The organism is Micromonospora sp. AMSO12t (assembly GCF_008806585.1).
GTDB lineage: Bacteria > Actinomycetota > Actinomycetes > Mycobacteriales > Micromonosporaceae > Micromonospora > Micromonospora reichwaldensis.
This window is the reverse complement of sequence record NZ_WAAS01000023.1, coordinates 1-24,878: the sequence shown is the minus strand read 5'-3', so window position 1 is coordinate 24,878 and position 24,878 is coordinate 1. Positions and strand designations below refer to the sequence as shown.

28 protein-coding genes are annotated in these 24,878 nt (G+C 72.5%); 13 read left to right on the top strand and 15 right to left on the bottom strand.

Going from position 1 to position 24,878, the window contains the following annotated elements:
- Nucleotides 1-66 precede the first annotated feature (66 nt).
- From xylA to F6X68_RS05825, 4 genes are all read left to right on the top strand, one after another.
- Complete coding sequence (xylA, locus tag F6X68_RS05840; RefSeq protein WP_151453299.1) at nucleotides 67-1,254, top strand: xylose isomerase; 1,188 nt, start codon at nucleotides 67-69, stop codon at nucleotides 1,252-1,254.
- A gap of 11 nt (nucleotides 1,255-1,265) precedes the next feature.
- Nucleotides 1,266-2,717, top strand: coding sequence for a xylulokinase (gene xylB / locus F6X68_RS05835; protein WP_151453298.1), 1,452 nt, complete (start codon nucleotides 1,266-1,268; stop codon nucleotides 2,715-2,717).
- A 40-nt stretch (nucleotides 2,718-2,757) separates the two neighbouring features.
- Complete coding sequence (locus tag F6X68_RS05830; RefSeq protein WP_192581294.1) at nucleotides 2,758-3,861, top strand: DUF5925 domain-containing protein; 1,104 nt, start codon at nucleotides 2,758-2,760, stop codon at nucleotides 3,859-3,861.
- A 62-nt stretch (nucleotides 3,862-3,923) separates the two neighbouring features.
- A complete protein-coding gene (locus F6X68_RS05825) occupies nucleotides 3,924-5,348 on the top strand; it encodes an MFS transporter (RefSeq protein ID WP_151453297.1) in 1,425 nt (474 codons plus the stop codon).
- 55 nt (nucleotides 5,349-5,403) lie between these two features.
- Here F6X68_RS05825 and F6X68_RS05820 read toward each other — a convergent pair whose 3' ends face one another.
- The 5 genes from F6X68_RS05820 to F6X68_RS05800 form a co-directional block, all read right to left on the bottom strand.
- Nucleotides 5,404-7,080 carry a glycoside hydrolase family 13 protein gene (locus F6X68_RS05820; protein ID WP_151453296.1) on the bottom strand — a complete coding sequence of 559 codons (1,677 nt, stop codon included), beginning with the start codon at nucleotides 7,078-7,080 and terminating at the stop codon, nucleotides 5,404-5,406.
- 59 nt (nucleotides 7,081-7,139) lie between these two features.
- Complete coding sequence (locus F6X68_RS05815) at nucleotides 7,140-8,186, bottom strand: LacI family DNA-binding transcriptional regulator (protein ID WP_151453295.1); 1,047 nt, start codon at nucleotides 8,184-8,186, stop codon at nucleotides 7,140-7,142.
- Between the two features lie 60 nt (nucleotides 8,187-8,246).
- Nucleotides 8,247-9,215 (bottom strand): carbohydrate ABC transporter permease, encoded by a 969-nt coding sequence (locus F6X68_RS05810; RefSeq protein WP_151453294.1) that lies wholly within the window; start codon nucleotides 9,213-9,215, stop codon nucleotides 8,247-8,249.
- Between the two features lies 1 nt (nucleotide 9,216).
- Nucleotides 9,217-10,266: a carbohydrate ABC transporter permease gene (locus F6X68_RS05805; RefSeq protein WP_151453293.1), complete on the bottom strand. Its 1,050-nt coding sequence runs from the start codon at nucleotides 10,264-10,266 to the stop codon at nucleotides 9,217-9,219.
- A gap of 69 nt (nucleotides 10,267-10,335) precedes the next feature.
- Nucleotides 10,336-11,676, bottom strand: coding sequence for an ABC transporter substrate-binding protein (locus F6X68_RS05800; RefSeq protein ID WP_151453292.1), 1,341 nt, complete (start codon nucleotides 11,674-11,676; stop codon nucleotides 10,336-10,338).
- Nucleotides 11,677-11,923: 247 nt separating this feature from the next.
- Between F6X68_RS05800 and F6X68_RS05795 the strand changes: the two genes are divergently transcribed.
- Nucleotides 11,924-12,703, top strand: coding sequence for a peptidoglycan DD-metalloendopeptidase family protein (locus F6X68_RS05795; RefSeq protein ID WP_151453291.1), 780 nt, complete (start codon nucleotides 11,924-11,926; stop codon nucleotides 12,701-12,703).
- Nucleotides 12,704-12,795: 92 nt separating this feature from the next.
- Here the strand turns inward: F6X68_RS05795 and F6X68_RS05790 are convergent, their stop codons facing one another.
- The 5 genes from F6X68_RS05790 to F6X68_RS05775 all read right to left on the bottom strand — a co-directional run bounded on the left by F6X68_RS05790 (nucleotide 12,796) and on the right by F6X68_RS05775 (nucleotide 15,279).
- On the bottom strand, nucleotides 12,796-13,290 hold the full coding sequence (locus F6X68_RS05790) for a TspO/MBR family protein (protein ID WP_151453290.1): 495 nt from the start codon (nucleotides 13,288-13,290) through the stop codon (nucleotides 12,796-12,798).
- A 158-nt stretch (nucleotides 13,291-13,448) separates the two neighbouring features.
- A complete protein-coding gene (locus tag F6X68_RS33400) occupies nucleotides 13,449-13,592 on the bottom strand; it encodes a GPGG-motif small membrane protein (protein ID WP_007464364.1) in 144 nt (47 codons plus the stop codon).
- Nucleotides 13,583-14,359 (bottom strand): metallophosphoesterase, encoded by a 777-nt coding sequence (locus F6X68_RS05785; protein WP_151453289.1) that lies wholly within the window; start codon nucleotides 14,357-14,359, stop codon nucleotides 13,583-13,585. Before F6X68_RS05785 ends, F6X68_RS33400 begins: the two co-directional genes overlap by 10 nt.
- Before the next feature lie 9 nt (nucleotides 14,360-14,368).
- Nucleotides 14,369-14,644: a hypothetical protein gene (locus F6X68_RS05780; RefSeq protein WP_132239421.1), complete on the bottom strand. Its 276-nt coding sequence runs from the start codon at nucleotides 14,642-14,644 to the stop codon at nucleotides 14,369-14,371.
- Nucleotides 14,641-15,279 (bottom strand): nucleotidyltransferase, encoded by a 639-nt coding sequence (locus F6X68_RS05775; protein WP_132239419.1) that lies wholly within the window; start codon nucleotides 15,277-15,279, stop codon nucleotides 14,641-14,643. Before F6X68_RS05775 ends, F6X68_RS05780 begins: the two co-directional genes overlap by 4 nt.
- A 101-nt stretch (nucleotides 15,280-15,380) precedes the next feature.
- On the opposite strand from F6X68_RS05775, the gene F6X68_RS05770 reads away from it, so the two are divergent.
- The 4 genes from F6X68_RS05770 to F6X68_RS05755 all read left to right on the top strand — a co-directional run bounded on the left by F6X68_RS05770 (nucleotide 15,381) and on the right by F6X68_RS05755 (nucleotide 19,729).
- On the top strand, nucleotides 15,381-16,148 hold the full coding sequence (locus F6X68_RS05770) for a dTMP kinase (RefSeq protein ID WP_151453288.1): 768 nt from the start codon (nucleotides 15,381-15,383) through the stop codon (nucleotides 16,146-16,148).
- 281 nt (nucleotides 16,149-16,429) lie between these two features.
- Nucleotides 16,430-17,344, top strand: a complete 915-nt coding sequence (locus F6X68_RS05765) for a MurR/RpiR family transcriptional regulator (protein ID WP_151453287.1) — start codon at nucleotides 16,430-16,432, stop codon at nucleotides 17,342-17,344.
- Nucleotides 17,341-18,297 (top strand): N-acetylmuramic acid 6-phosphate etherase, encoded by a 957-nt coding sequence (gene murQ / locus F6X68_RS05760; protein ID WP_151453286.1) that lies wholly within the window; start codon nucleotides 17,341-17,343, stop codon nucleotides 18,295-18,297. The genes F6X68_RS05765 and murQ overlap by 4 nt, the downstream gene beginning before the upstream one ends.
- Nucleotides 18,298-18,739: 442 nt before the next feature.
- The gene (locus F6X68_RS05755) at nucleotides 18,740-19,729 is read left to right on the top strand and encodes an RNA polymerase sigma factor RpoD/SigA (protein ID WP_192581293.1); all 990 of its coding nucleotides are present in this window, start codon (nucleotides 18,740-18,742) and stop codon (nucleotides 19,727-19,729) included.
- 69 nt (nucleotides 19,730-19,798) lie between these two features.
- Here F6X68_RS05755 and F6X68_RS05750 read toward each other — a convergent pair whose 3' ends face one another.
- Complete coding sequence (locus tag F6X68_RS05750; protein ID WP_151453284.1) at nucleotides 19,799-20,773, bottom strand: C40 family peptidase; 975 nt, start codon at nucleotides 20,771-20,773, stop codon at nucleotides 19,799-19,801.
- A 496-nt stretch (nucleotides 20,774-21,269) separates the two neighbouring features.
- On the opposite strand from F6X68_RS05750, the gene F6X68_RS05745 reads away from it, so the two are divergent.
- Nucleotides 21,270-21,794, top strand: coding sequence for a DUF6232 family protein (locus tag F6X68_RS05745; RefSeq protein ID WP_151453283.1), 525 nt, complete (start codon nucleotides 21,270-21,272; stop codon nucleotides 21,792-21,794).
- Nucleotides 21,795-21,800: 6 nt separating this feature from the next.
- Here the strand turns inward: F6X68_RS05745 and F6X68_RS05740 are convergent, their stop codons facing one another.
- Nucleotides 21,801-22,130: a DUF3817 domain-containing protein gene (locus F6X68_RS05740; RefSeq protein ID WP_091628654.1), complete on the bottom strand. Its 330-nt coding sequence runs from the start codon at nucleotides 22,128-22,130 to the stop codon at nucleotides 21,801-21,803.
- 26 nt (nucleotides 22,131-22,156) lie between these two features.
- Entirely contained in the window at nucleotides 22,157-22,594 is a 438-nt protein-coding gene (locus F6X68_RS05735) for a hypothetical protein (RefSeq protein WP_151453282.1), read from the bottom strand.
- 122 nt (nucleotides 22,595-22,716) lie between these two features.
- Between F6X68_RS05735 and F6X68_RS05730 the strand changes: the two genes are divergently transcribed.
- Genes F6X68_RS05730 through F6X68_RS05720 form a run of 3 tightly spaced genes read left to right on the top strand, consistent with a single transcriptional unit; the run spans nucleotide 22,717 to nucleotide 23,934 of the window.
- Nucleotides 22,717-23,043 carry a DUF6158 family protein gene (locus F6X68_RS05730; RefSeq protein ID WP_132239489.1) on the top strand — a complete coding sequence of 109 codons (327 nt, stop codon included), beginning with the start codon at nucleotides 22,717-22,719 and terminating at the stop codon, nucleotides 23,041-23,043.
- Complete coding sequence (locus F6X68_RS05725) at nucleotides 23,043-23,363, top strand: hypothetical protein (RefSeq protein ID WP_151453281.1); 321 nt, start codon at nucleotides 23,043-23,045, stop codon at nucleotides 23,361-23,363. The genes F6X68_RS05730 and F6X68_RS05725 overlap by 1 nt, the downstream gene beginning before the upstream one ends.
- A gap of 34 nt (nucleotides 23,364-23,397) precedes the next feature.
- Entirely contained in the window at nucleotides 23,398-23,934 is a 537-nt protein-coding gene (locus tag F6X68_RS05720; protein WP_132239401.1) for a DUF1360 domain-containing protein, read from the top strand.
- A gap of 56 nt (nucleotides 23,935-23,990) precedes the next feature.
- Here F6X68_RS05720 and F6X68_RS05715 read toward each other — a convergent pair whose 3' ends face one another.
- Together F6X68_RS05715 and F6X68_RS05710 are read right to left on the bottom strand one after the other, a co-directional pair.
- Nucleotides 23,991-24,200 carry a hypothetical protein gene (locus F6X68_RS05715; RefSeq protein ID WP_132239399.1) on the bottom strand — a complete coding sequence of 70 codons (210 nt, stop codon included), beginning with the start codon at nucleotides 24,198-24,200 and terminating at the stop codon, nucleotides 23,991-23,993.
- A gap of 133 nt (nucleotides 24,201-24,333) precedes the next feature.
- The gene (locus F6X68_RS05710) at nucleotides 24,334-24,582 is read right to left on the bottom strand and encodes a hypothetical protein (protein WP_192581295.1); all 249 of its coding nucleotides are present in this window, start codon (nucleotides 24,580-24,582) and stop codon (nucleotides 24,334-24,336) included.
- Nucleotides 24,583-24,878: the final 296 nt, after the last annotated feature.

Genomic DNA, 24,878 nt, shown 5'->3' with positions numbered 1-24,878 from the left:
CTGCCACAGGCCCGCCAAATAATTCAACCACTGAACAAATAGCGGACGACACCTCGGAGGTCTGCCATGGCACCCCGTCCCACCCCCGCCGACAAGTTCTCCTTCGGCCTCTGGACGGTGGGCTGGCAGGCCCGCGACCCGTTCGGCGACGCCACCCGCCCCGAGCTGGACCCGGTCGAGGCGGTGCACAGGCTCGCCGAACTCGGCGCGTACGGGATCACGTTCCACGACGACGACCTGGTGCCCTTCGGCGCGGACGCCGCCACCCGCGACCAGCACGTGGCCCGCTTCCGCAAGGCGCTCGACGAGACCGGCCTGGCGGTCCCGATGGTGACCACCAACCTCTTCACCCACCCGGTCTTCAAGGACGGCGGCTTCACCAGCAACGACCGCGACGTCCGGCGCTACGCGCTGCGCAAGGTGCTGCGCAACGTCGACCTCGCCGCCGAGCTGGGCGCCCGCACCTTCGTGATGTGGGGCGGCCGGGAGGGCGCCGAGTACGACCTCGCCAAGGACGTCCGGGCCGCGCTGGACCGCTACCGGGAGGCCGTCGACCTGCTCTGCCAGTACGTCGTCGACTCCGGCTACGACCTGCGCTTCGCCATCGAGCCCAAGCCGAACGAGCCGCGCGGCGACATCCTCCTGCCCACCGTCGGGCACGCCCTGGCCTTCATCTCCACCCTGGCCCGCCCCGAGCTGGTCGGGCTCAACCCGGAGGTGGGGCACGAGCAGATGGCCGGCCTGAACTTCGCCCACGGCATCGCCCAGGCGCTCTGGCAGGGCAAGCTGTTCCACATCGACCTCAACGGCCAGCGCGGCGTCAAGTACGACCAGGACCTCGTCTTCGGCCACGGCGACCTGCTGAACGCGTTCGCCCTGGTCGACCTGCTGGAGCACGGCGGCCCCGGCGGCGGGCCTGCCTACGACGGCCCCCGGCACTTCGACTACAAGCCCTCGCGCACCGAGGACATGACCGGCGTCTGGGCGTCGGCGGCGGCGAACATGCGCACCTACCTGCTGCTCAAGGAACGGGCGGCGGCGTTCCGGGCGGACCCGGAGGTCGCCGAGGCGCTGGCCGCGAGCCGGGTCGCCGACCTGGGCACGCCGACGCTGGCGCCGGGCGAGGGCTACGCCGACCTGCTCGCCGACCGCTCCGCGTTCGAGGAGTTCGACGTCGACGGGGCCGCCGCGAAGGGCTTCGGTTTCGTCCGGCTCAACCAGCTCGCCGTCGAGCACCTGCTCGGCGCCCGCTGAGGCCGCCGGAGATGCCGATCGTCGCGGGGGTCGACTCCTCGACCCAGTCCTGCAAGGTCGTCGTCCGGGACGCGGAGACCGGCGCCCTGCTCCGGCAGGGCCGGGCGCCGCACCCGGACGGCACCGAGGTCGACCCGGCGGCGTGGTGGACCGCGCTGGGCGCGGCGGTCGACGCCGCCGGCGGGCTGGCCGACGTGGCGGCGGTCTCCGTCGCCGGCCAGCAGCACGGCATGGTGTGCCTCGACGAGGCGGGCGACGTGGTCCGGCCGGCGCTGCTGTGGAACGACACCCGTTCCGCCGGGGCCGCCGCCGAGCTGGTCGAGGAGGCCGGCGGCGGGGAGGCCGGCCGCCGCTTCTGGGCCGACGCGGTGGGCAGCGTGCCGGTCGCCAGCTTCACCGTCACCAAGCTGCGCTGGCTGGCCCGGCACGAGCCGGCACACGCGGCCCGGGTGGCGGCGGTCTGCCTGCCGCACGACTGGCTGACCTGGCGGCTGGCGGGCGCGCCGGGCCTGCCGGCGCTGCGCACCGACCGGGGCGACGCCAGCGGCACCGGCTACTGGTCCCCGGCCACCGGCGACTACCGCCTCGACCTGCTGGAGCGGGCGTTCGGCCGGCGGCCGCACGTGCCGACCGTGCTCGGCCCGGCGGAGCCGGCGGGCGCCGTACGCCCCGACGCCCTGCCGGGCCTGCCCGCCGGTGGGGCGGTGCTCGGCCCCGGCACCGGGGACAACGCCGCCGCCGCGCTCGGCGTCGGCGCGGGCCCGGGCGACGTCGTCGTCTCGATCGGCACCTCCGGCACCGTGTTCAGCGTCGCCGACGCCCCGGCCGCCGACCCGAGCGGCACGGTCGCCGGCTTCGCCGACGCCACCGGCCGCTTCCTGCCCCTGGTCTGCACGCTCAACGCCGCGCGGGTGCTCGACGCCGCGGCGGCGATGCTCCGGGTCGACCTGGACGAGCTGGCCCGGCTGGCGCTCTCCGCCCCCGCCGGCGCGGACGGGCTGGTCATGGTGCCCTACCTGGAGGGCGAGCGGACGCCCGACCGGCCACTGGCGTCCGGGGCCGTGCACGGGCTGACCCTGCGCACCTCGACGGCCGCCCACCTGGCGCGCGCCGCCGTCGAGGGGTTGCTCTGCGCCCTCGCCGACGGCCTCGACGCGCTCACCGCCCAGGGCGCCGCCGTGCGCCGGGTGATCCTGGTCGGCGGGGGCGCCCGCTCGGCGGCGGTGCGCCGCATCGCGCCGCAGGTCCTCGGCGTGCCGGTGGTCGTCCCGCCGCCCGGCGAGTACGTCGCCGACGGCGCCGCCCGCCAGGCCGCGTGGGTCGCCCTGGGCGGCGCGGCGCCCCCCACGTGGTCCGTCCACGGCACCGAGGAGTACGCCGCCGCCCCCGTCCCCGCCATCCGGCAGCGGTACGCCGCCGCCCGCGAGCACTTCCTCGACCGGGTCGACGCCGTGGCGGGGTAAAGGACTGTACGGGCGCGCCCCGGCTCGCGATCATCGACGGATGCGAACCACCCCCGAAGCGGACGAGGCACCCGGCACCGGCATTCCCTCGATGCTCCAGTACGACGACGCGGACACCCCCTGCGACGTCATCGACGCGCTGGTCCTGGCGGACTTCGTCACCGGCCGCCACCCGTGGTCGCACACCGTCCGGCTCTCCCGGGTGCGCCCCGACGCGCCGCTGACCGCCCCGGACGGGCGACTGCTCCGCACGGCGGTGGAGAACCGCCAGCTGTCCCGCCTGCTGGCCGGCGACGGCTGGACGGCCCGGGTGGTCACCTGGAAGGGGCGCGGCGCGGAGGTGACGGTCACGGCGGTCTCGGAGGAGGTGGGCCGGCCGGCCCTGGACCGGATCGTCGACGGCGCCGCCGAACCGGAGGATCCGGGCGCCGGCCGGATCGGCTTCTGGCACCAGAACCCCCGCCGGGGCAGCCAGCGCGACGTACGCTCCATCGCCGCGCCGGAGTGGGCGGCGATCCGGCCGAACTACGCCGCCGCGGCACGCGACGCGCTCGACGAGCTGATGGCGACCACCCCGGAGCGCCTCTCCGGCCGGCTGGTGCTGCTGCACGGGGCGCCCGGGACGGGAAAGACCACCGCGCTGCGCGCCCTCGCCCGCCAGTGGCGCGACTGGTGCCAGGTCGACGCCGTGCTCGACCCGGACGTGCTCTTCGCGGACACGGCGTACCTGTCCGAGGTGGCGGTCGGGGACGAGGACGGCGAGCCGGGGACGGGCCGCCGGTGGCGGCTGCTCATCCTGGAGGACTGTGACGAGCTGATCCGGGGCGAGGCGAAGCAGGCCGCCGGGCAGGCCCTGTCCCGGCTGCTCAACCTCACCGACGGGCTGCTCGGGCAGGGGCGCGACGTGCTCGTCGCGATCACCACGAACGAGGACCTGTCCCGGCTGCACCCGGCGGTGGTCCGCCCGGGTCGCTGCCTGGCCCGCATCGAGGTGGGCCCGCTGTCGTACGGGGAGGCGACCGGGTGGCTGGGCACGGCGGCGGGGGTGCCGCCCCAGGGCGCGACCCTCGCCGAGCTGTACGCGCTGCGGGCGGGCACGCTGGCCGCGCCCACCGCCCCGCCCGCGATCGGCGGCTATCTCTGAGCGCCCCGGCGCGCCCGCGCGTCGTCACCCGCTCGTGACCTGATCCTGGTTGGCTGCCGCACATGACCTTGACCAGGGGCGGGCCGGCGCGGGCCCGGGGCGGGACGCCCACGCACCGGTTCTACAGCGTCGTGGTCTTCGTGCTGCTCGCCTCGCTGGACAACGTGGCGATCGGTCTGGTGCCCCCGCTGTACGGGCCCATCTCCGCCGCCTTCGACGTGCCGCAGCGGCTGCTCGGCCTGGTCACCGCCGTGAGCTTCCTGGCCAGCGCGGTCGCCGCGGTGGGCTGGGCGTACGTGGGCGACCGCGCGAACCGCAAGCCGCTGCTGATGGTCGGCACCCTCATCTGGGCGCTGGGCACGGGCGGCAGCGCGGTCGCGGCGAACTATCCCGCCTTCCTGGCGGCGCAGATCCTGGCGGCGGTCGGCCTGGGTGCGGTCGGGTCGGTCGGCTTCTCGGTCGTCACCGACCTGATCTCGCCCCGCCGCCGGGGGCTGGTGATGAGCTTCTGGGGGCTGTCGCAGGGCGTCGGCACGCTGGCCGGCACGCTGGTCGGCGGGCTCCTCGGGGCCGCCGACTGGCGACGCCCGTTCCTGCTGCTGACCGTGGTCGGCGTCGTGGCGACCGTCGCCTACCTGTTCACCTACGACATCCGGCGCGGGCAGAGCGAGCCGGAGTTGGCCGACGCGCTCGCCACCGGCGCCGAGTACGACTACCGGATCAGCCGGGCGGACCTGCCGAAGATCCTCGGCCGGCGGACGAACCGCTGGCTGATCCTCCAGGGCCTCACCGCCCAGGCTGCCTTCGGGTCGCTGGTCTGGCTGCCGGTGCTCTTCGCCCAGCGGGCCGAGGAGCAGGGCTACTCCGCCGCCACCGCCGTGGTCGTGGGCAGCGTCTTCGCCACCCTGTTCCAGCTCGGCGGGGTGCTCTCCATCGTGGGCGGGCTGGTCGGCGACGTGCTGCAACGGCGTACGCCCCGGGGCCGGGCCCTGGTCGCGGCGGTCGGCATCCTCGCGGCGCTGCCGTTCTACCTGGTCCTCTTCTTCGTGCCGGTACGCATCGACGTGCCGGACGGCGCCGGCGCCGGCGCGGTGGTGCGGGCGGTGCTGACCAGCGTGTTCACCGAGCCGACGGTCGGGCTGAGCCTGCTCACCGCCGTCGTGGCGCTGGCGCTCACCTCGGCGAACTCGCCGAACTGGTTCGCCCTGATCGCCGACGTCAACCCGCCCGAGCACCGGGGCACCGTCTACAGCCTCGGCAACCTGGTCAACGGTGTCGGCCGGGCGGCCGGAAACGGGCTGGTGGGGGTGGCCTTCCACGGCCTGCGGGCGGCCTTTCCGCCGCCGCTGAACTACGCCGTCGGGCTGGCGGCCTTCCAGCTCTTCTTCATCCCGACGGGCGTCATGTACTGGCTGGCCTCGCGGACCTCGCCGGGCGACATCGACGACGTCCGGGACCTGCTGCACGACCGCGCCGAACGGCTGTAAGCGAGGGGCACCTTCCCCACGCACAGCGTTGGGGAAGGTGCCCCTTGCTCACCCGTCAGGCCGGGCGGACCCAGACCGTCACGTCGGTGGGCACGGCGCCGTCGGCGTCCAGCGGGGCGCTGGCGTGCACCAGCTCGGACCCGGCGGGCAGCGGCACGGCGGCGTCGCCGAAGTTGGTCAGCACGGTCAGCCCCCCGTTGCGGAACGAGAGCACCTCGTCGCCGGAGGCGAGCCACTCCAGCGGGCCCTCGCCGAGCCGGTGCTCGCGGCGCAGCCGCAGCGCCGTCCGGTACAGCTCGTACGTCGAGCCGGGCGTGTCCCGTTGCCGGTCCAGGGCGAACTCCGCCCAGAGCGACGGCTGCGGCAGCCAGCTCGCGTCGGTCGGCCCGAAGCCGTACGAGGGGGCGTCGGCCTCCCACGGGATCGGCACCCGGCAGCCGTCGCGACCCCGCTCGGTGTGACCGCTGCGCGCCCAGGTCGGGTCCTGCCGGGCCTCGTCGGGCATCGTGGTGTGCTCCGGCAGGCCCAGTTCCTCGCCCTGGTAGAGGTAGGCCGAGCCGGGCAGGGCGAGCATCAGCAGGGTGGCCGCCCGGGCCCGGCGCAGGCCGAGCGCGGCGTCCGGCTGCGGGTCGCCGATGCCGATGCCGTTGGGCCGTTTTTCGCCGATCGGCAGCCCCAGCCGGGAGGCGTGCCGGACCACGTCGTGGTTGGAGAGCACCCAGGTGGTCGGGGCGCCGACGGCGTCGGTGGCCTCCAGCGAGCGGGTGATCACCGCGTACTGGGCCGGGGCGGTCCACGCGGCCAGCAGGTACTCGAAGTTGAACGCCTGGTGCATCTCGTCCGGGCGGACGTACCGGGCCAGTCGCTCGGCCGGCTCGACCCACGCCTCGGCGACCAGGACCCGCTCGTCGGGGTAGCCGTCCAGCACGCGCCGCCAGTCCCGGTAGATCTCGTGCACGCCCTCCTGGTCCCACATGGGCGGGCGCGGCTTGTCGATCTCCTGACCGGAGAGGATCTCCTGCGGCTCCTGCCAGTCGGCCAGGTCGGCCTGCTTGATCAGGCCGTGCGCCACGTCGACGCGGAAGCCGTCGACGCCGCGGTCCAGCCAGAACCGGAGCACCTCCAGGAACTCCTCCCGGACCTCGGGGTTGTCCCAGTTGAGGTCGGGCTGACCCGAGTCGAACAGGTGCAGGTACCACTGGCCGGGGTGGCCGTCGGCCCCGTCGACGCGGGTCCAGGCCGGCCCGCCGAAGACGCTCTGCCAGTCGTTCGGGGGCTGCGCGCCGTCCGGCCCCCGGCCGTCACGGAAGACGTAGCGGTCGCGCTCCGGGCTGCCGGGGGCGGCGGCGAGTGCCGCGGCGAACCACTCGTGCGCCGACGACGTGTGGTTGGGCACCAGGTCGACGATGACCCGCAGCCCGCGCGAGTGCGCCCCGGCGATCAGCCGGTCGGCGTCGGCGAGGGTGCCGAAGAGCGGGTCCACGTCCCGGTAGTCGGCCACGTCGTACCCGGCGTCGGCCTGCGGCGACGGGTAGAACGGCGACAGCCAGAGCGCGTCCACGCCCAGTTCCACGAGGTGGTCCAGGCGGGCGGTGATGCCGGGCAGGTCACCGATCCCGTCGCCGTCGGAGTCGGCGAAGGAGCGCGGGTAGACCTGGTAGATGGTGGCCCTGGTCCACCAACCGGTGGCCGGGCCGGCAGGCGTGTCCTGGTGCGTCGGGTTGCTGTTCAGGGCCTTCTCCCGTGTGTCGAGCCGGACGGTCGGATGCTGCCGGGCGTCGCCGGTTCCCGTTAGTGTGCCCGGGGTGGTGCGGTCGATTCACGCACGATCAGCCGAGTGGGCAGGATCACCGGTGATCCCGGCGTGTCGAGGTAGGGGGTGCTCCCCGGCGGCATGGCCCGGCCGTGCAGCGGGTCGAGCAGGATCCGCGTGGCGAGCCGGCCCTGTTCCGCCGCCGGCTGGGCGATCGTGCTCAGCCCGAGGACGCTGGCCAGGTCGTGGTCGTCGACGCCGATCACGCTGACGTCCTGCGGCACCCGCAGGCCGGCGTCGCGCAGCGCGGTCATCGCCCCCATCGCCATCTCGTCGCAGGCCGCGAAGATGGCCGTCGGCGGGTCGCCGCGCCGGAGCAACTCCTCGGTGGCCCGCGTGCCGCCGCTGATGGTGAACTGTGACTCCACGTCGAGCTCGGGATCGGGGACCAGCCCGGCGTCGCGCAGCGCCTCCCGGTAGCCGCGCCGCCGGTCGAGGTGGGTGGTGTAGGCCAGTTCGTCGTCCGGGTCGCCGGAGATGTGGGCGATCCGCCGGTGCCCCAGGTCGAGCAGGTGCCGGGTGGCGGTCCGCGCGACGCCCACGTCGTCGATGCGTACGCAGGGCCAGCCGGGCACCACCGTGCCGGAGCTGATGGTCACCCCGGGCAGCTTCAGCTTCGTCAGGGCGGTCAGGTCGGCGGGCCGCAGCGGCGTGGCGACCAGCATGATCGCGTCGACGCGCTTGTGCAGGTTGGCGGTGCGCAGCACCCGCTGACGGATCTGCTCCCGCCCGCCGAGGTTGTAGAGCAGCAGGTCGTAGCCCGACTGCTGGAGGATGTCCTCGACCGCCTCGACGACGGTGCCGAAGAACCACCGGGTGATGCGGGGGACCACGACGGCGACCGTGCCGGTGCGTCCGCCGGCCAGCCGCGAGGCGCTCGGCGAGACGGCGTACTCCAGTTGCTCGGCCGCCGCGAGCACCCGGCGCCGGGTCGCGGCCGAGACCGTCGGCAGCCCTCGCAGCGCCCGGGACACGGTGGCGGTGGAGACCCCGGCCAGGCGTGCGACATCATCGATCCTCGTCACGCTACCCCCCGCTCCGTGCAGCTCCGCCGCCGCCGGGTCACCGGCGGCGGCGGAGACGCCTCAGCCCTTGACGCTGCCGGCGAGCAGGCCGCGCACGAAGTAGCGCTGGAGGGACAGGAAGACGATCAGCGGTACGACGATCGAGACGAACGCGCCGGCGGTGAGCCGCTGCCACTCGTTGCCCCGGGTGCCGGCCATCTCGGCCAGCCGGACGGTGAGCGGGGCGGTCTCGTCGCCGCCACCGGCGAAGATCAGCGCGACCAGCAGGTCGTTCCAGACCCAGAGGAACTGGAAGATGCCGATCGCGGCCAGCGCCGGGGTGATCAGCGGCAGCACGATGCTGCGGAAGATCTTCGGGTGGGTGGCCCCGTCGACCCGGGCCGACTCCATCAGCTCTCCGGGCAGCTGCGACATGAAGTTGTGCAGCAGGAAGACGGCGAACGGCAGCGCGAAGCAGGTGTGCGCGAACCACACCTGCGCGAACTTCTGTTCGTCGACCAGGTCCCAGGCCGGCAGGACGGTGACCCCGCCGACGGTGACGCCGGTGGAGAAGAACTTCAGCAGCGGCACCAGGGCCATCTGCAACGGCACGATCTGCAACGCGAAGATCGCGACGTAGAGCCAGTCCCGGCCCCGGAAGTTGATCCAGGCGAGCGCGTACGCGGCCAGGGCCGCGAAGGCGATCGGGAAGAGCACCGACGGGATGGTGATCGCCAGCGAGTTGATGAAGTAGCTGGCGAGCTGCCCGGACGACGAGGAGCGCCCGAACAGCACCTCCTGGTAGTTCTCGAGGGTGAACGACGGGCTGGTGAAGAAGTTCCACCACCCGCTGCTCTTGATCTCGTCCTCCGGCCGGATCGAGGAGACGAACAGGCCGAAGGTGGGGATGGTCCAGAACACCGCGATGACGATCGAGACGACGGTCGCGGTACGGCTGTTCAGCCGCCTGCGGACCCGCCCGGCGGTGCTGGTGCCCCGGCCGCCGGTCTTCTGGGTGCCGGCGGCGACGGTGGGCGTCGCGGTGGTCATCTCAGCCCTCCCGCTGCTGACGGATGTTGCGGATCTGGTAGATCACGATCGGGATCACCAGGACGAACAGGAACACCGCCAGCGCCGAGCCCTGCCCGTTCTCGCCGTAGCGGAACGCCTGGTTGTACATCTCGTTGGCGATCACGCTGGTGTCGTAGTTGCCGTTGGTGGACGTCCGGACGATGTCGAAGACCTTGAGGGTGGCGATCGACAGCGTCACCACGACCACGATCAGCGCCGGCCGGATGCTCGGCATGGTGATCTGCCAGAACATCTGCCACGGGGTGACCCCGTCGAGCCGGGCGGCCTCCACGATGTCGGCGGGGATCGCCTTGATCGCGGCGGAGAGCACCACCATCGCGAAACCGGCCTGGATCCAGACCATGATCACGATCAGCAGCAGCGTGTTCAGCGGTGAGTCGAGCAGCCACTGCTTCGGCTCGCCACCGAGGCTGACCACGATCTGGTTGAGCAGACCGATCTGCTCCTGCCCGTCGCCCCGGTAGGCGTAGACGAACTTCCAGATGATGCTGGCGCCGACGAAGGAGATCGCCATCGGCAGGAAGATCAGCGACTTGGCGACCGCCTCGAACCGGGCCTTGTCCACCAGCACGGCGTAGACCAGGCCGAACGTGGTGGCCACCAGCGGGACGAGGAGCACCCAGATCAGAGTGTTGAGCAACACCCGGACGATGGAGTCCTCGGAGAACATCCAGCCGTAGTTGCGCAGCCCTACCCAGTCGTTGCTGCCCTGGTCCATGAACGACAGCAGCACGGTGCGGACGGCCGGGACCACCAGCCCGATGGCGAGCAGCAGCAGCGTGGGTAGCAGGAAGAAAAGCGCGAAGACACCCTCGCGCGGCTTGCGCCGGCGGGGGATCGGGGCGCCGCTCGCGGAGGCAGCGACGAGCTGCGCCTCCCGGCGGCGGGCGAACCAGGCCGGCACCACGTCGAGGAGCAGGAGCAGACCGCCCACCACCGCGACGAAGGCGACCAGCCCGTACATCAGCATGAGGAACTTCGGCTGTTCCGCAGCGAAGTCGAACTCCATCGACCCTCCCAGGTCCTTGACCGGCCGGTGGGCCGGCCCGCGTCCCCGCGGACCGGCCCACCGGTCAGATCACTTCCAGCCGCTCTCCACGTCCCGGAGCACGGTCGCGGTGTCCTTACCGTTGATCCACTGCACCATGGCCTTCCAGAACGTCCCGGAGCCGACGGCCGCCGGCATCAGGTCCGAGCCGTCGAAGCGGAAGACGCTGGACTTGTCCTGGAGGATCTGCACGGAGAGCTTGTCGACGGGGTTGGGGACGTTGGCCAGGTCGAGCTTGTTGTTGGCCGACACCCAGTCGCCGATCTTGGCGCGGCTGTTGGTGTACTCGCCGGACGCGAGGTAGGTCTGCACGGCCTGGACCTCGGGGCGGTCGTTGAAGGCCGCGACGAACTCGCCGCCGCCCAGCACCGGCTTGCCCTTGCTGGCGTCGATCGCCGGGAAGTAGAAGGCGAAGACGTCGCCGTCCTCGGCCACCTTGGTGCCCTCCGGCCAGTTGTTGGCGTAGAAGGACGCCTGCCGGTGCAGCGCGCACTTGCCCGTGGTGATCGGCACGCCGGCCTCCTGGAAGGAGGTGGTGGCGATGCTCTTCACGCCGCCGAAGCCGCCGTTGACGTACTTCTCGTTCTTGAGGATGGTGCCGGCCTTGTCGAGGGCCTCGGCGACCTTCGGGTCGTTGAACGGGATGCCGTGGGTGACCCACTGGTCGTAGACCTCGGGGGTCTGCGTCCGCAGCATCAGGTCCTCGATCCAGTCGGTGGCCGGCCAGCCGGTGGCCTCACCCGACTCGATGCCGGCGCACCACGGCTTGGTGCCGGTGGCGGCGATCTGGTCGCTGAGCTTGATCAGCTCGTCCCAGCTGGTCGGGACCGTCCAGCCCTTCTCCTTGAAGGTCTTCGGCGAGTACCACACGAAGGACTTCACGTTGGAGCCGAGCGGGGCGCCGTAGAACTGGCCGTTGACGGTGCTGTACTTCAGCCAGTCGGCCGGGTAGTTCTCCTCGGCCATCTTCTTCGTCTCGGCGCCGACCGGCTTGAGCTTGCCCGAGTCGACGAACCGCTTGAGCAGACCCGGCTGCGGGATGAACGCGAGGTCGGGGGCGTTGCCGCCGTCGACCAGGACGTTGAGCTGCGCCTCGAACTCGCCGCTGCCCTCGTGGTCGATCTTGATGCCGGTGCAGTCCTCGAACTGCTTCCAGGACTCCGCGAGGCGGTCGGCCTCGATCTCCCGGATCGACGAGTAGATCTTGACCTTCTTGCCGTCGATGTCGCCGTACTTCTCGTATGCGGCGCACTCCGCGGAGCCCGCGGTGTCGCTCTTCTTGTCGTCGCCGGTGCCGCAGGCGGTGGCGCTCAGCGCCAGCCCCAGCACGCCGGCGATCGCGAGAGCCTGGCGTGATCTGGCAAACGCCATGCCGTTCTCCTTCCTTGCCGGCGCGTCAGGGATCGAACCCGCGCCGGTCCGATGGGCGTCACCACATGTAAGCGCTTGCATCTGGCCTGGTCCACCCCTATCCGGACACGAGCGAGTAACAATCCGGAAACCCGTAAACCCCCTGTTGGGCACGCTCCCACACGGGAATTCGACCCCTTTCCATCGATGTCATTTTCTGACACTCTGGAGGTCAGTGATCGAAGGATTTCGACATAGGAGGTGTTGGATGGGCAAGCGCTGGTTGGGCCTGCTGGCGGCCGGTCTGCTGGCTGTGGGCGCGCTGGTCGTCCCGGCGGCCCCGGCGATGGCGGCCCCCACGTTCAAGGTCCCGTTCCCGTGCGGGCAGTCCTGGTCCGGTCAGACCCGGACCAACCACAGCCCTGCGTACTCGCTCGACTTCAACCGCACCGACGACCTCGGTGACGCGGTGGTGGCGAGCGCGCCCGGCACCGTCGACCGGGTCACGGATCTCGGCGGCACCAGTTACGGAAAGTACGTCCGGATCAGCCACGCGGGTGGTTACCACACCTACTACGCCCACCTGAACGGCTTCAACGTCTCCGTGGGCCAGGCGGTCGGCTACGGCAAGGTCATCGGCTGGGTCGGCAGCACCGGCGGCTCCACCGGCCCGCACCTGCACTACGAGCAGCGGCTCAACGGCGCCGACATCCAGGTGCGGTTCAACGGCGCGCTCGCCCTCTACTGGGGCACGAAGAACTACTCCAGCGACAACGGCTGCGGCAGCAGCGCCGGCTCCGGCACGGTCAACACCACCAGCGGGATCGCGCTGACCGTGCGGTCCGGCCCCGGCACCGGCTACGCCGCCGTCGGCACGGTCGCCGACGGCGCCCGGGTGACCATCCAGTGCCAGACCAGCGGCACCAGCGTCACCGGCACCTACGGCACCAGCACGATCTGGGACCGGATCGGCTCCGGCCGCTTCATCTCCGACTCCTACGTCTACACCGGCTCCGACGGCTACATCCCCGGCGTACCCCGCTGCTGAACGGGTGACGGGGCCCCGGCTGCGCGCCGGGGCCCCGTTCCGTCGTCGTGTGCTCAGTCGCCCGGCTCAGCCGTTCCGGCGCCAGATGGCGCTCAGCTGTTCAGGCGCCAGATCGCGAAGTTGAGGGCGGCCGCGAAGGTGACCCACGCCCAGTAGGGCAGCATCAGCAGGGTCGCCGGGCGGGACACCTTGCGGAAGAGCACGACCGTCACGCCGATCGCCACCGACATCACCAGGATCTCGGCGAACGCCAGCCCGTAGCGGCCGGCGCCGAAGAAGAGCGGCGTCCAGACGGCGTTGAGCACCAGCTGGGCGATCCACGCCCAGAGGGCCGGGCCGAAGCCGACCCGCCGCCAGACCAGCCAGCCGGCCACCGCGATCATCGCGTAGAGAAGGCTCCAGACCGGTCCGAAGAGCCAGGACGGGGGAGCCCAGGCGGGCTGTTCGAGGCTCACGTACTCGGCCGAGGTGCCCTGCACGCCGAGCCCGCCGATCGCCGCGGCGACGAACACCGCCGCCCCGAAGCCGAGCAGCGCCCACCACTGCCGGGCCCCGCCGGTCCGTTCCGCACTCCTGGACATCTCCATGGTCGAGATATGTCCGCTGAAGGTGGACGGTAAACCCGCGGTCACCCTCCGGCCGGCACGACACCGGGGTCGTCGTGTCCGGATGCTCCTGTCGGGAGGACGGAGTTCCGGTCACGACGACCCCGGTGGGTCCTGAACGGCGGCCTGTAGCCGCCTCGTCAATTGAAGATGCTCACACCACCCGGCCCGACGAGCAGGCCGACCACGATGAGGACGATGCCCCACAGGATCTGCCGCCGGAACAGCGCGAGGATGCCGGCGACCACGAGTACGACTGCGAGAATCCAGAGAATCAGCTCCATGTTTGCTGAATACCCGACCCGCCGACGCCGGAAACCTGTGCGTGATCGAGGTGGTCGCCCAGGTGGAAGACGCTGTACGCCTGCTTGATCACGGGGTGGGCGACGTTACGGACGCGTACCCCGCCGGGCGTGGTGCCCCGCTCGGAGCCGGCGTGCGCGTGCCCGTGCAGGGCCAGCGCGGTCGGCGCCGAGTCGATCGCCTGCCCGAGCTGGTACGAGCCCAGGAACGGGTAGATCTCCAGCGGCTCACCGGCGAGCGTGTCGGGCACCGGCGCGTAGTGGGTCAGCGCCACCAGCACGTCGCACTCCAGTCCCCGCAGGGCGGCGGACAGGGCGTCCGCGCTCTGGGTGGTGGTCCGGACGAACGCCTTCATCTCCGGCTCGCCGAAGTCGCTGGCGCAGCGGCCGGCGAACCCCCCGCCGAACCCCTTCACCCCGGCCACACCCAGTCGGCCGCCGGCGCAGTCCAGCACGACGCCGTCGCCCTCCAGCACGGTGATCCCGGCGTCCTCGAGCACCTTGACCACCTGCGGCACCTGGTCGCACTGGTGGTCGTGATTGCCCAGCACGGTCACCACCGGCACGCCCAGCCCGCCGAACTCGGTGGCCACGCACCGGGCCTCCGACTCCGTCCCGTGCCGGGTCAGGTCGCCGGCGAGCAACAGCACGTCGGCGTGCTCGGGCAGCTCGTCCAGTGCCGGCCGGAACCGGCCGACCACGTCCTCGTCCAGATGCACGTCGCCCACGGCGGCGATCCGGATCACCATGGAACCTCCTCAGGGCAGTTGCTCGATCTCCGTGGGCGCCTGCGCGCGGATCACCCCGATGTCGCTGGTGACCGGCACGTCGGGGAAGCGTTCGGCCACCCGGCGCAGGATCTCCTCGCGCCGGTGCGGGCTCTCGACCTCGCCGTAGAGCACGAGGCCGCGCTCGCGGCGGACCACGGTGATCCCCTGCTCGGCCACGTCCGGGTCCTCGGCGAGCAGCCGGTGGATCTCCGCCTCGACGTACTCGTCGGGCGGTCCGGTGGCGACGTCGCGGTGCTCGGTCACGGTGTCCCCTCTCCCTCGCCGGTGCCGGAGTGCGGCACCACTTCCAGCCGGTCCAGCAGCACCAGGAACGCCTCCGCGTACGGGGAGTGCTGCGTCTCCTTGCGTACCCGTTCCCAGTCGATCTGCTCCCGCAGGGAACGGGCCAGCGGCAGGCCCCGGGCGAAGTCGCAGTAGTGCTGCGAGAAGCTCAGCAGCTTGTGCACCATGAGCTGGCTGGCCGAGAGCACCGGCATGTGGATCGCGTCGACCGGCCGCACGACCGTGTCGGCGAACGTCTCCTCCGTGACCGGCGTCTCGATCGGCCGGTGGATCAGGTCCACCATGCGACCGTCGTCGAACACCTTGACCAGCCAGTCCTCGGGCGGCCGCTCGGCGGTGAAGCCCGCCGCGACCAGCGCCTCGAGGGACCGTTCCACGTCGACCTCCCGGATGAGGAAGTCGACGTCGTGGTCGCTGGAGTGACCGCCGTGGGCGTACACCGCGAAGCTGCCCCCGAGCGCGAAGGGAATCTCTTCCTGCTTGAGCACGGCGGCGACCTTCTTCAACGTGTGCACCAGGCTCTCGTCCCCGCGCTCTGCCATTGGCGTCTCCCGTCGATGGTGGTGGGCGGCTGATCCAACTCCGGTACCCGGCATCCCGGCGGGCCACACCTGGCAGGTGGCACGGTCGGGGTCAACCGGGAGGACACGGCACAAATCTCCGGGTACGCGAGCGTGGGTCGGATAGCCTGTGCAGAGTGTCCAGATCACCGGGGGCGCGGCGCGGCAGGGCCCGATTGCGCGCCGTCGCCCTGATCGGCATCGACGGCTCGGGCAAGACCACCCAGGCGCACCGGCTCGCCGACGCGCTCACCGCGGCGGGCCGCCCCGCCACCTACCACCGCAACGCCGGCGGGCGGCGCTGGCTGGGCCGCCTCGCGCACCGCCTCGGCCGTCCGGACGCACAGCGCCTCGTCGGGCGCAGCGGCATGCTGGCGGTGGAGTCCGTGCTCCGCTGGCTGGCGATCGCCCTCGCCCTGCTCAGCTGCCTGGCCACCGGCCGGGTCGCGGTGATGGACCGCTACTCCGCCTGCCAGTACGCGAGCATCCGGGCGCACGGGGGCCAGCGCTGGGAGCGGCTGGCCCGCGCCGGCTACCGGATGTTCCCGCGACCGCAGCTGACCTTCCTGCTGACCGTCGATCCCGCCGAGGCGTACCGGCGGATCGAGCAGCGCGGCACCGACCACGAGAGCATGCGCTACCTGACCGCCGCCGATACCGCGTACCGGACCCTGCCGGAGTATCCGACCTTCGTCGTGGTGGACGCCGGGCGCCCGCCGGAGGAGGTCTCCCGGCTGATCCAGGCCCACCTGGCGGGCTGGCTGGCGTCGTCCGCCGACGGTCGCGACGGCCGGCCGACCGACGATCGCGACGGCCGGGCGCCCGACGGGCGGGACGTGCGGTCCGCCGTCGTGCCCGCGCCGCCGGGCGCGGAACCGGTCGCGATCGGCCGGCTGAGCGCCTGAGCCGACGGACCTCCGGCCGGCTGCCCGGGATCCGGCCTCGTGACGGGGCGCCGCGGGAGGCGGCGTGATGGCATCGTCCGTACGGGGCCGAGTGCGGGCCGGCGGCGACCGGGCGGCCTCTCCACGCAGGTCCGGCGGGGGAGGCGACGTCCTCCGTGGAATGGCACGCTGGGCGGTACGGATGGCACGCTGGACGAAACGGCATGTCCGGGCGGGCGGTACTTTCCTCAATACGCGCAGTCATGGTTGACGCTCACGCCTCGTGAAAGTAAGTTTCATCCGTGGCGAAGAGTCCGAAGATTTCTGCGAGTCACGAGCCGGGTGGGCTTATCGTCCACATCAGCGGCCTGCTCCCGTCGTTGTCGCCGGCCGAGCAGCGGGTCGCCCGGCTGGTGGTCGCCGACCCGGCCGCCGCCTCGCGTCGGACCATCACCGACCTCGCCACCGCCGCCGAGACATCTGAGGCGACCGTCATCCGGTTCTGCCGATCGGTAGGCATGGACGGCTACCCGCAGCTGCGGATCCGGCTCGCCGCCGAGGCCGCCCGCCGGATCGAGCCGCCCGACGCGCGGGTCGTCGGCGGCGACATCCCGCCCGGGGCCGACCTCGCCCAGATCATCGCGACCATCGCCTTCAACGACGCGCGGGCCGTCGAGGAGACGGCCGAGCAGCTCGACCCGGCGATCTGCGAGCAGGTCGTCGACGCCATCGCGGGCGCCGGCAGGATCGACGTCTACGGGGCGGGCGCCAGCGGCTTCGTCGCCTCGGACTTCCAGCAGAAGCTGCACCGCATCGGCCGCACCGCCTTCTACTTCCCGGACGTGCACACCGCGCTGACGTCGGCCGCGCTGCTCGGGCGGGGCGACGTCGCGGTCGGCATCTCGCACACCGGCACCACCTCCGACGTGATCGAGGTGCTGGAACAGGCGCGGGCCCGGGGGGCGGCCACGGTGGCGCTCACCAACTTCCCCCGGTCGCCGATCACCGAGGTGGCCGACTTCGTGCTCACCACGGCCGCCCGCGAGACCACCTACCGCTCGGGCGCGATGGCGAGCCGGCTGGCCCAGCTCACCGTCGTCGACTGCCTCTTCGTCGGGGTGGCCGCGCGCAACCGGTCCCGGGCCAGGAAGGCCCTCGAAGCGACAGCCGAGGCGGTCCGGTCGCACCGGGTCGGCCCGGGACGGAGGCGGGCATGACGGCGGGCGCGGTGGAACCCCACGAGGTGACGACCCCGGTGACGGCCCGGCCGGTGATCCGGGTCGGCGCGCCGACGGAGCGGCGCAACCCGCTCAGCGCGGACCTCGACCTCATGTCGACCCGGGACGTGCTCACGGTCATCAACGAGGCGGACCGGCGGGTGCCCGGCGCCGTCGCGGCCGTCCTCGACGAGATCGCGGCGACGGTGGACCTGGCGGTGACCGCCCTGCGCGGCGGGCACCGGGTGCACTACTTCGGCGCCGGCACCTCCGGCCGGCTCGGCGTGCTCGACGCCGCCGAGCTGGCGCCCACCTTCAACTCGCCCCGGCACTGGTTCTGCGCCCACATCGCGGGCGGGCCGGAGGCCATGTGGCGGGCGGTCGAGGACGCCGAGGACGACGACCGGGGCGGCGCTGCGGAGGCCGCCGACTGCGTACGGGCCGGGGACCTGGTGGTCGGGCTCGCCGCCAGCGGACGCACACCGTACGTCCTGGGGGCGCTCGCCGCGTCGAGTGCCAAGGGGGCCTCGACCGTGCTGCTCTGTGCCAACCCGGAGGCGCAGGCCGCCCGGTCGGTGGACGTCTTCATCGGGGTGGACACCGGACCGGAGGTCGTCACCGGGTCGACCCGGATGAAGGCGGGCACCGCGCAGAAGCTGGTGCTGAACACGTTCTCCACGGCCGTGATGGTCCGGCTGGGCCGGGTCTACTCGAACCTCATGATCGACATGGTCGCCACCAACGCCAAGCTCCGGGGCCGGATGATCTCGATCCTGATCGAGGCGACAGGCTGCTCGGAGGAGATCTGCCGGCGGGCCCTCAACGAGGCCGACGGGGACATGAAGGTGGCGCTGGTCTCGCTCGTCTCCGGGGTGGAGGTGTCCGCCGCGCGGGCCGCCCTCTCCCGCTCCGCCGGCCAGGTCCGCGGCGCCCTGGCCCTGCTCGCCTCCTGAGTCGATCCCACACCCTGCCCCCGCCACACCCGCCCTGCGATCCCCGTCACGTACGGGCACGGGTCCGCGGTGCGGATTGTTCACCGGGGGGTGGGGTATTACCACGGGCGTGGATGAACCGACCGGTCCACCCGTGCGTGACTCCGCAGTGACCAGGATCGCAGGCCGACGGTGACCCGGGTCGCTGCGTCTGCGGGCGGGGCGGTGCTGCCATGGACCGGGACACGGCGACACGTCGATCCGCCGCCCCTGGCGTGGTGCCCATCGGAGAGCCGCCACCCGGGGTGCTGACAGCAAACATGGACCGCGCTCTCAGCGGATTATCAGGCATTCGTGACACTTTCGACTCACGACATGGAATCCCCGGCGCGTCTCAACTGTTGTGTAGGTGTCAGCACCGGTGGGCACAGCGGGTTACGGGGGAGGGCTGATGGACGTGGGGATGGCAAGGAACCGGGCAACCGGCGCGAGCGAGGGGACCGTGGGCAACGTGGACAAGAACATCGGCATGCGAACCGACGAGGTTGCCGAGGAGCGCGACCTGGTCGGCGTCTACCTTCACGAGATCTCCCGGACGCCACTGCTGGACGCCGCCAAGGAGGTCGACCTCTCCAAGGCCATCGAGGCCGGCCTCTACGCCGAGCACCTGCTCGGTGCGGACCGCGTCCCCGCCGGCGCCGACCGGGACGACCTGGAGCGGCTGGTCGCCGAGGGCGAGCGGGCCAAGGACCTGTTCATCCGGGCCAACCTGCGACTGGTCGTGTCGATCGCCCGCCGCTACGTGCGTTCGGGCATGCCCATGCTGGATCTGATCCAGGAGGGCAACACCGGCCTGGTGCGGGCGGTCGAGAAGTTCGACTACGTGCGCGGCTACAAGTTCTCCACCTACGCGACCTGGTGGATCCGCCAGGCGATCAGCCGGGCGATCGCCCAGCAGGAGCGCACCGTGCGACTGCCGGTGCACCTGGTCGAGGACGTCAACCGGATGCGCAACGTGGCCCGGCAGCTCACCCGTGAGCTGGGCAGCGACCCGGAGCCGGAGCAGATCGCGGCGTCCCTCGGGGTCACCGTCGAGCGGGTCAACGAGCTGGTCCGCTGGTCGCAGGACACCGTCTCGCTGGACACCCCGGTGGGCGACGACGGCGACACCAACCTCGGTGACCTGGTCGCCGACAGCGACGCGCCGTCGCCGGAGGAGATCGTCCTGACGGGGCTGGAGCGGCAGCGGATCGAGGGTCTGCTCAACCACCTCGACGACCGTTCGGCCGGCATCATGCGGGCCCGCTACGGGCTCGAGGACGGCCGGGAGCACTCCCTCACCGAGGTGGCCTCGCGGTTCTCGCTCTCCCGGGAGCGGATCCGGCAGCTGGAGATCCAGGCGCTCGGTCGGCTCCGCGAGCTGGCCCGGGCCGAGGGCCTACAGGCGGCCTGAGCAGGGTAGGAACAACGCGAACGGCCGGCGTCCGATAGGGGGACGCCGGCCGTTCGCGTTGCGGGTGGGTCAGCGGACCCGACCGTAGCCCTGGATGGGCATCAGGTTCATGCCCCGTTTGAGCACGTTGCGCCCGGCGCTCGGCGCGTCGATCACCTGACCACCGCCGACGTAGAGGCCCACGTGCCCGAGCCCGCTGTAGAAGACGAGGTCGCCGGGGCGCAGTTCGCTGCGGCTGATGTGGGCCACCGCGCCCCACTGCATCCGGGTGTTGTGCGGCAGTGACTTGCCGGCCGCCCGCCAGGCCGCCGAGGTCAGGCCCGAGCAGTCGTAGCCGTTCGGCCCGTCGGCGCCCCAGACGTAGGGCTTGCCGAGCGCGCCGTACGCGTACCGCACCGCGACGCCGGCCTTGCCGGAGACCGTCGGCGCCTCCTTCGCGCTGTCGGACCGGGCGGCCGGCTTCTCGGTGGCCCGGCCGTACGCCTGCCGGCGCAGCTCGTAGAGCTCGGCCAGGTCGCCCTCGATCCGCTTCTTCGTGGCGGTCATCTCGCGGGCCTGCGCCGCCTGCCGGCCCAGCGTGACCTCCAGCCGGGTCTTCTCGTCGAGCAGCCGGCGCTGGTTGCCCGTGAAGTTCGAGATCTTCGCCTGCCGCTGCCGCGTGAGCTGGTCGAGCATGCTCAGCCGGTCGAGCAGGGTGTCGGCGCCGCCGGGACGCAGCAGCGCCTCCGCGGTGCTCAGGTTGTTGCCGGTCTTGTACGCGGTCACCGCCATCTCGCCGACGTCCGCCCGGCTCCGTTCGGTCTCCTGCTCCAGCGGACCGATGCGGCTCTGTACCCGCGCGACGGCGGCCTGGTTGGTCTTGATCTCCTCCCGGAGCTTGTTGTACGCCTCGACGACGTGCTCCAGCTGGGAGGAGGAATTCTCGATCCGCCGGGTCAGCTCGGCGGGGGACGGTTCGGCCCGGGCGGGTATCGCCGGGGCGAGCAGCGTGGCCGACACCACGGCGACCGCCAGGGCGCGCAGCGTGTTCCTGAGGGACGACAAGAGCGGAAGGCTCCTCTCCCATCGGCCGCCGCGGGCTGCTGACGCCCCCGACGGCACCGGGCCGGTGCCGTCCGGGTGGACGGCGTTCGACCGGGCCGACCGGGACAACCTATCCCGGGGCAGGAGTGATGCGCAGTTGAAGCAGGGTCGAATGTTGGCCGAGTGACGGAAATTGTGGATCACGACGGGTGCGGCGCGTGATCGACTCCTCCGGCTCGCCGCGGCGGGCGACGGCTATTGTCGGCGATCGGGCGATCCGTGCCGTTCGTCGTTGTCGGCGTATGCCGTCGGAACGTGAGCCGTTATGACCGACAAGACCGACATGGCGGTCGGAACCGGCGGGCCACCCGACCGCAGCCCTCGGACGCGAGCCGAAATCGCCGTCCGGGCTGGCACGTGCGCCACACAATGAAGCGCGCAGCCGGGAATCCCGTCGACCGGCGATGCGAGACCGTCGACGGGAGCCGACCCGGCACCAGCCGCGGGAGGTAGAACCGTGAACCCTCAAGGCGCCACCCGACAGACGCGGTCATCGCGGACGACCGCGCAGAAGAACACCCTCCTCTACGCCCGACCCGGGATCATCGTGACGGTCGACCGCTTCACCGTCGGCCGCAACAGCTGGCAGGTCACCGAGCTGACCCACCTGCAGACCGGCCGCGGCCCGCACGACCGCGTCGCCGTACGGGCCGTCCTGGTCACCGGCGCCATGATCGGCGGCGTCGGCCTGCTGCTCGGCTTCACCGGCGGGCTGCAACGGCTCACCGCGGGGGCGTACCTCGTCCTGGGCCTGGTGTTCCTGCTGCCGGTGCTGGTCGCGCTGGTGGGGGACCGGTGGCGGCCGCCCGCGTACGAGCTGTGGGGCCGGCGCCGGGGCGACCGGGTGCTGCTGTTCAGCAGCGACGACGAGCGGCAGTTCGGCCAGGTCACCCGGGCCCTGCGCCGGGCCCGGGAGATGAACCGGTACGGCGGCTGGGAGGACCCGCTCGCCTCGGTCGACCCGTGGCGGCCCGCCCGGTGACCGGCGTCAGCCGGCGACCGGCTCCGGGGTGCGCTCGGACTGTTCCGCCGTCACCCAGGAGCTGACCCGGCGCTCCGCGTAGAAGGAGACGAACGGCACCGTGCCGGCCAGCATCACCAGGACCATCCGCTTCAGCGGCCAGCCGGCCCGGCGGGACAGGTCGAAGGCGGCCACCAGATAGAGCATGTAGAGGAAGCCGTGCGCCTGGCCCACGGTCTCCACCAGGATCGGGTCGTCGAAGCCGTACTTCATCGGCATGCCGATCACGACCAGCAGGATCAGTGCCACGCCGACGATCCAGGCGATGACTCGGTACCGGGTCAGGGCTGCGCCCACCGTCGTCCGTCCTTTCGCGTCCGGCCTCAGCCGGGGTAGTCACCGGGCTTGGCACCCGGGTTGTCGTTCAGCCATTGCAGGTAGTGGTTGTAGGCGACGAGGTCGCCGTCCTCGCCGCCGCCGGCAGCCGCGGACCCGCGGGCGACCCGCACGGGTCGGCGTACGACCGGGCGCGTCGCGGCGGCCTGCGGGGCGTCGGCCGGTCGCGTCCCGGCGGCGCTCGACGTTTCTCCCTGCGCGTCGGCCGGCGCCGCCGGCCCGCGCAGGGTGTGCCGGACCTCACGCCACCAGACGAAGACCACGAAGCCCGCGAAGATCGGCCACTCGACCGCGTAGCCCCAGCTGATCGCGTTGCCGGCGGCGGCCCGGCTGACCTGCCACCAGCCCAGCGCCAGGAAACCGGTGACGAGCACGACCATGGCCACGTGGCGCGCGATCCACGCCGGGGTCCAGAGCCGTTTCATGGCATCGAGAGTACCGGGGGCCGCCGGGGTCTCCGACGCGGCGTCGTAGGTGCGGGTGGGGTTTGGTGCCTGCCGGTGTGGGCATCCGTCTAGACGCGAGCCCAAACCAGAGCAGGGGGTCGATCATGACGGGATCGGTACGGCAGGACGACTTCGGCAGCCCGGAGCAGCGGATGCCCGAGTGGGACGGCGACCATGTCCACGACAGGGCCTCCGGCGAGGCGGATCCGCCCGACGGCGAGCTGCTCGGCGTCGACCCCGCCGAGCTGGCCGACGAGGACCTGATCCGGGAGATGCACAGCCTGCACCGGACCCGCCTGGACACCCTGCGCCACGCGGCGGACTCCGCGCTCGCCAACCACCTGCGGCGCACCGCCGAGCTGGAGACCGAGTACCTCGCCCGGCACCCCGGCCGCGAGGTCGACCCGAGCCGGCTGCGGGACGCCTGATGGCGTCCGCCGAGCGCGGGATGTCCGCGCCGCCGGAGGTCGTGTTCAACACCGCCACCGACCCCGCGCGGGCGTCGGCGTGGCTGCCCGAGCCGCTGCGGGCCGACGGCAGCCCGGCGGACGAGGTCAGCGCCGAGGAACTGCGGGCCCGCTGGAGCGCCGCCGAGGACTGGTCGGCGGAGATCCTGGTGGAGCCCGCCCAGGCCGGTGGCGCCCGGACGCGGCTCGACCTCACCGGCGGGCCGGACGCCGAGCGGCTGGCCGACGAGGCGCTGGACAGTCTCGCCCGCGAGGTGGCCGACAACCTGCAGGCCGGCTGAGCCGGACCGCACCCGAGAGGATCGAGGAGACCGGGTGACCGCCCTGAAGGAGAAGGTGGCGCGGCTGCGCCAGGCGTACGCGCCGCACGAACACCGACCGCTGGGCGGGTACCTGGCGGCGATGGGAACCTACGCCGGGGTGACCGCCGGCATCGCCGGTCTGGTCAGGGCGACCGGCCGTCCGGTCCCCGAGCGTCCCGCCCCGGCCGACGTGGTGCTGCTGAGCATCGCCACCCACAAGCTGAGCCGGCTGCTGACGAAGGACGCGGTGACGAGCCCCCTACGGGCGCCGTTCACCCGGTACGACAAGCCGATCGGCAGCGGCGAGGTGATGGAGCAGGTCCGTGACCAGGGCAGCTCCACCCGGCACGCGATCGGGGAGCTGCTGAGCTGCCCGTTCTGCCTCGCCGTCTGGGTCGCCACCGGGTTCACCGGCGGCCTGGTGCTCGCCCCCCGGCTCACCCGTCTGGTGGCGACCGCGCTGACCGCCGTGGCCGCCTCGGACTTCCTCCAGATGGCGTACGCGGTGGCCCAGCAGGCCGCCGAGGGCGGCGACCACGACGAGGACTGACGACGTACGACGGAGGGGGCCGGCGCTCGGGCCGGCCCCCTTCGTCGTGGCTGTCCTCAGGTCGGGGTCGTGCCGTGGTCCTGGCCGGCCCAGCCGCGGGAGGCCTCCGGCTCGCGCTCGTCGGCGTCCGCCCCGGTGATGACGTCCCGGTCGACCGCGGTGCGGTCGTGCTCGTTGGCGAAGTCGGGCTCCGGCAGGGTGTCCCGGCCCTCGGGGGGCTGACCGAGTGCCGGCAGCTTCTCGTGCTCTTCCTCGTGGTGGGACATCTCGCTCTCCTCACTGCTCGTCGGCCTCCGGTGCGGAAGGCCGTCCGCCCCCGGGGGACGGGTGGGCGGCGGTCTCGCCCCACGACGGGTCGTCACGGCCCGCCGGGGCCGTGCCGGTCCCGGCCCCCTGGCGTCAGGTGACCGAACCGCCGAGCAGGTCGGCCACCTCGTCCACGGCGTACTCGCCCTCGGGCAGGGCGGCCATGCGGGTGAGGAGCTGCGCGGGAAGCTCGGCGGCGACGGCCCGGCGGTAGATGTCCGCCTGACTGATCCGCTCCTGGCCGTGGTAGAGATCCTCGAGGAGGTCGTCGAGGCGCCGGATGTCCGGCTCCTCGACCACGGGCGCGTCCGTCACGGGTGCGTCGTCGGTCACGACGGTCAGCTACCCGCGTCCGAACCGGTGAAACGTCGCCGGGCCGCGCGCGGAAGTGGTCGCCGGGGCTGTGACGGCGGTCATGGCGCGGGTCGGAACACCGGCGGCGGGTCCCCGGTTGAGTCAGGTGTCGGTGTGTCCAGTGTCCCCGGGCCTCACCTAATTGCCTTCGCGGAATACCGTTCGGCTGGAGCCGCGTCGTGCCACTCGCCGAGAGGCGACCTGCACACCGACACCGGTGCCGCCCCCGAGCCCTCCCGGGCCCGGGGGCGGCACTGTCCGTCTCCACCTCCCCCTGCGTGCGG

What these genes read in the sequence shown, in the direction of transcription:
- xylA (WP_151453299.1), top strand. Translation starts at nt 67, where the DNA reads ATGGCACCCCGTCCCACCCCCGCCGACAAGTTCTCCTTCGGCCTCTGG.
- xylB (WP_151453298.1), top strand. Translation starts at nt 1,266, where the DNA reads ATGCCGATCGTCGCGGGGGTCGACTCCTCGACCCAGTCCTGCAAGGTC.
- F6X68_RS05830 (WP_192581294.1), top strand. Translation starts at nt 2,758, where the DNA reads ATGCGAACCACCCCCGAAGCGGACGAGGCACCCGGCACCGGCATTCCC.
- F6X68_RS05825 (WP_151453297.1), top strand. Translation starts at nt 3,924, where the DNA reads ATGACCTTGACCAGGGGCGGGCCGGCGCGGGCCCGGGGCGGGACGCCC.
- F6X68_RS05810 (WP_151453294.1), bottom strand. Translation starts at nt 9,215, where the DNA reads ATGACCACCGCGACGCCCACCGTCGCCGCCGGCACCCAGAAGACCGGC.
- F6X68_RS05805 (WP_151453293.1), bottom strand. Translation starts at nt 10,266, where the DNA reads ATGGAGTTCGACTTCGCTGCGGAACAGCCGAAGTTCCTCATGCTGATG.
- F6X68_RS05800 (WP_151453292.1), bottom strand. Translation starts at nt 11,676, where the DNA reads ATGGCGTTTGCCAGATCACGCCAGGCTCTCGCGATCGCCGGCGTGCTG.
- F6X68_RS05795 (WP_151453291.1), top strand. Translation starts at nt 11,924, where the DNA reads ATGGGCAAGCGCTGGTTGGGCCTGCTGGCGGCCGGTCTGCTGGCTGTG.
- F6X68_RS05790 (WP_151453290.1), bottom strand. Translation starts at nt 13,290, where the DNA reads ATGGAGATGTCCAGGAGTGCGGAACGGACCGGCGGGGCCCGGCAGTGG.
- F6X68_RS33400 (WP_007464364.1), bottom strand. Translation starts at nt 13,592, where the DNA reads ATGGAGCTGATTCTCTGGATTCTCGCAGTCGTACTCGTGGTCGCCGGC.
- F6X68_RS05785 (WP_151453289.1), bottom strand. Translation starts at nt 14,359, where the DNA reads ATGGTGATCCGGATCGCCGCCGTGGGCGACGTGCATCTGGACGAGGAC.
- F6X68_RS05775 (WP_132239419.1), bottom strand. Translation starts at nt 15,279, where the DNA reads ATGCCGGGTACCGGAGTTGGATCAGCCGCCCACCACCATCGACGGGAG.
- murQ (WP_151453286.1), top strand. Translation starts at nt 17,341, where the DNA reads ATGACGGCGGGCGCGGTGGAACCCCACGAGGTGACGACCCCGGTGACG.
- F6X68_RS05755 (WP_192581293.1), top strand. Translation starts at nt 18,740, where the DNA reads ATGGCAAGGAACCGGGCAACCGGCGCGAGCGAGGGGACCGTGGGCAAC.
- F6X68_RS05735 (WP_151453282.1), bottom strand. Translation starts at nt 22,594, where the DNA reads ATGAAACGGCTCTGGACCCCGGCGTGGATCGCGCGCCACGTGGCCATG.
- F6X68_RS05725 (WP_151453281.1), top strand. Translation starts at nt 23,043, where the DNA reads ATGGCGTCCGCCGAGCGCGGGATGTCCGCGCCGCCGGAGGTCGTGTTC.
- F6X68_RS05715 (WP_132239399.1), bottom strand. Translation starts at nt 24,200, where the DNA reads ATGTCCCACCACGAGGAAGAGCACGAGAAGCTGCCGGCACTCGGTCAG.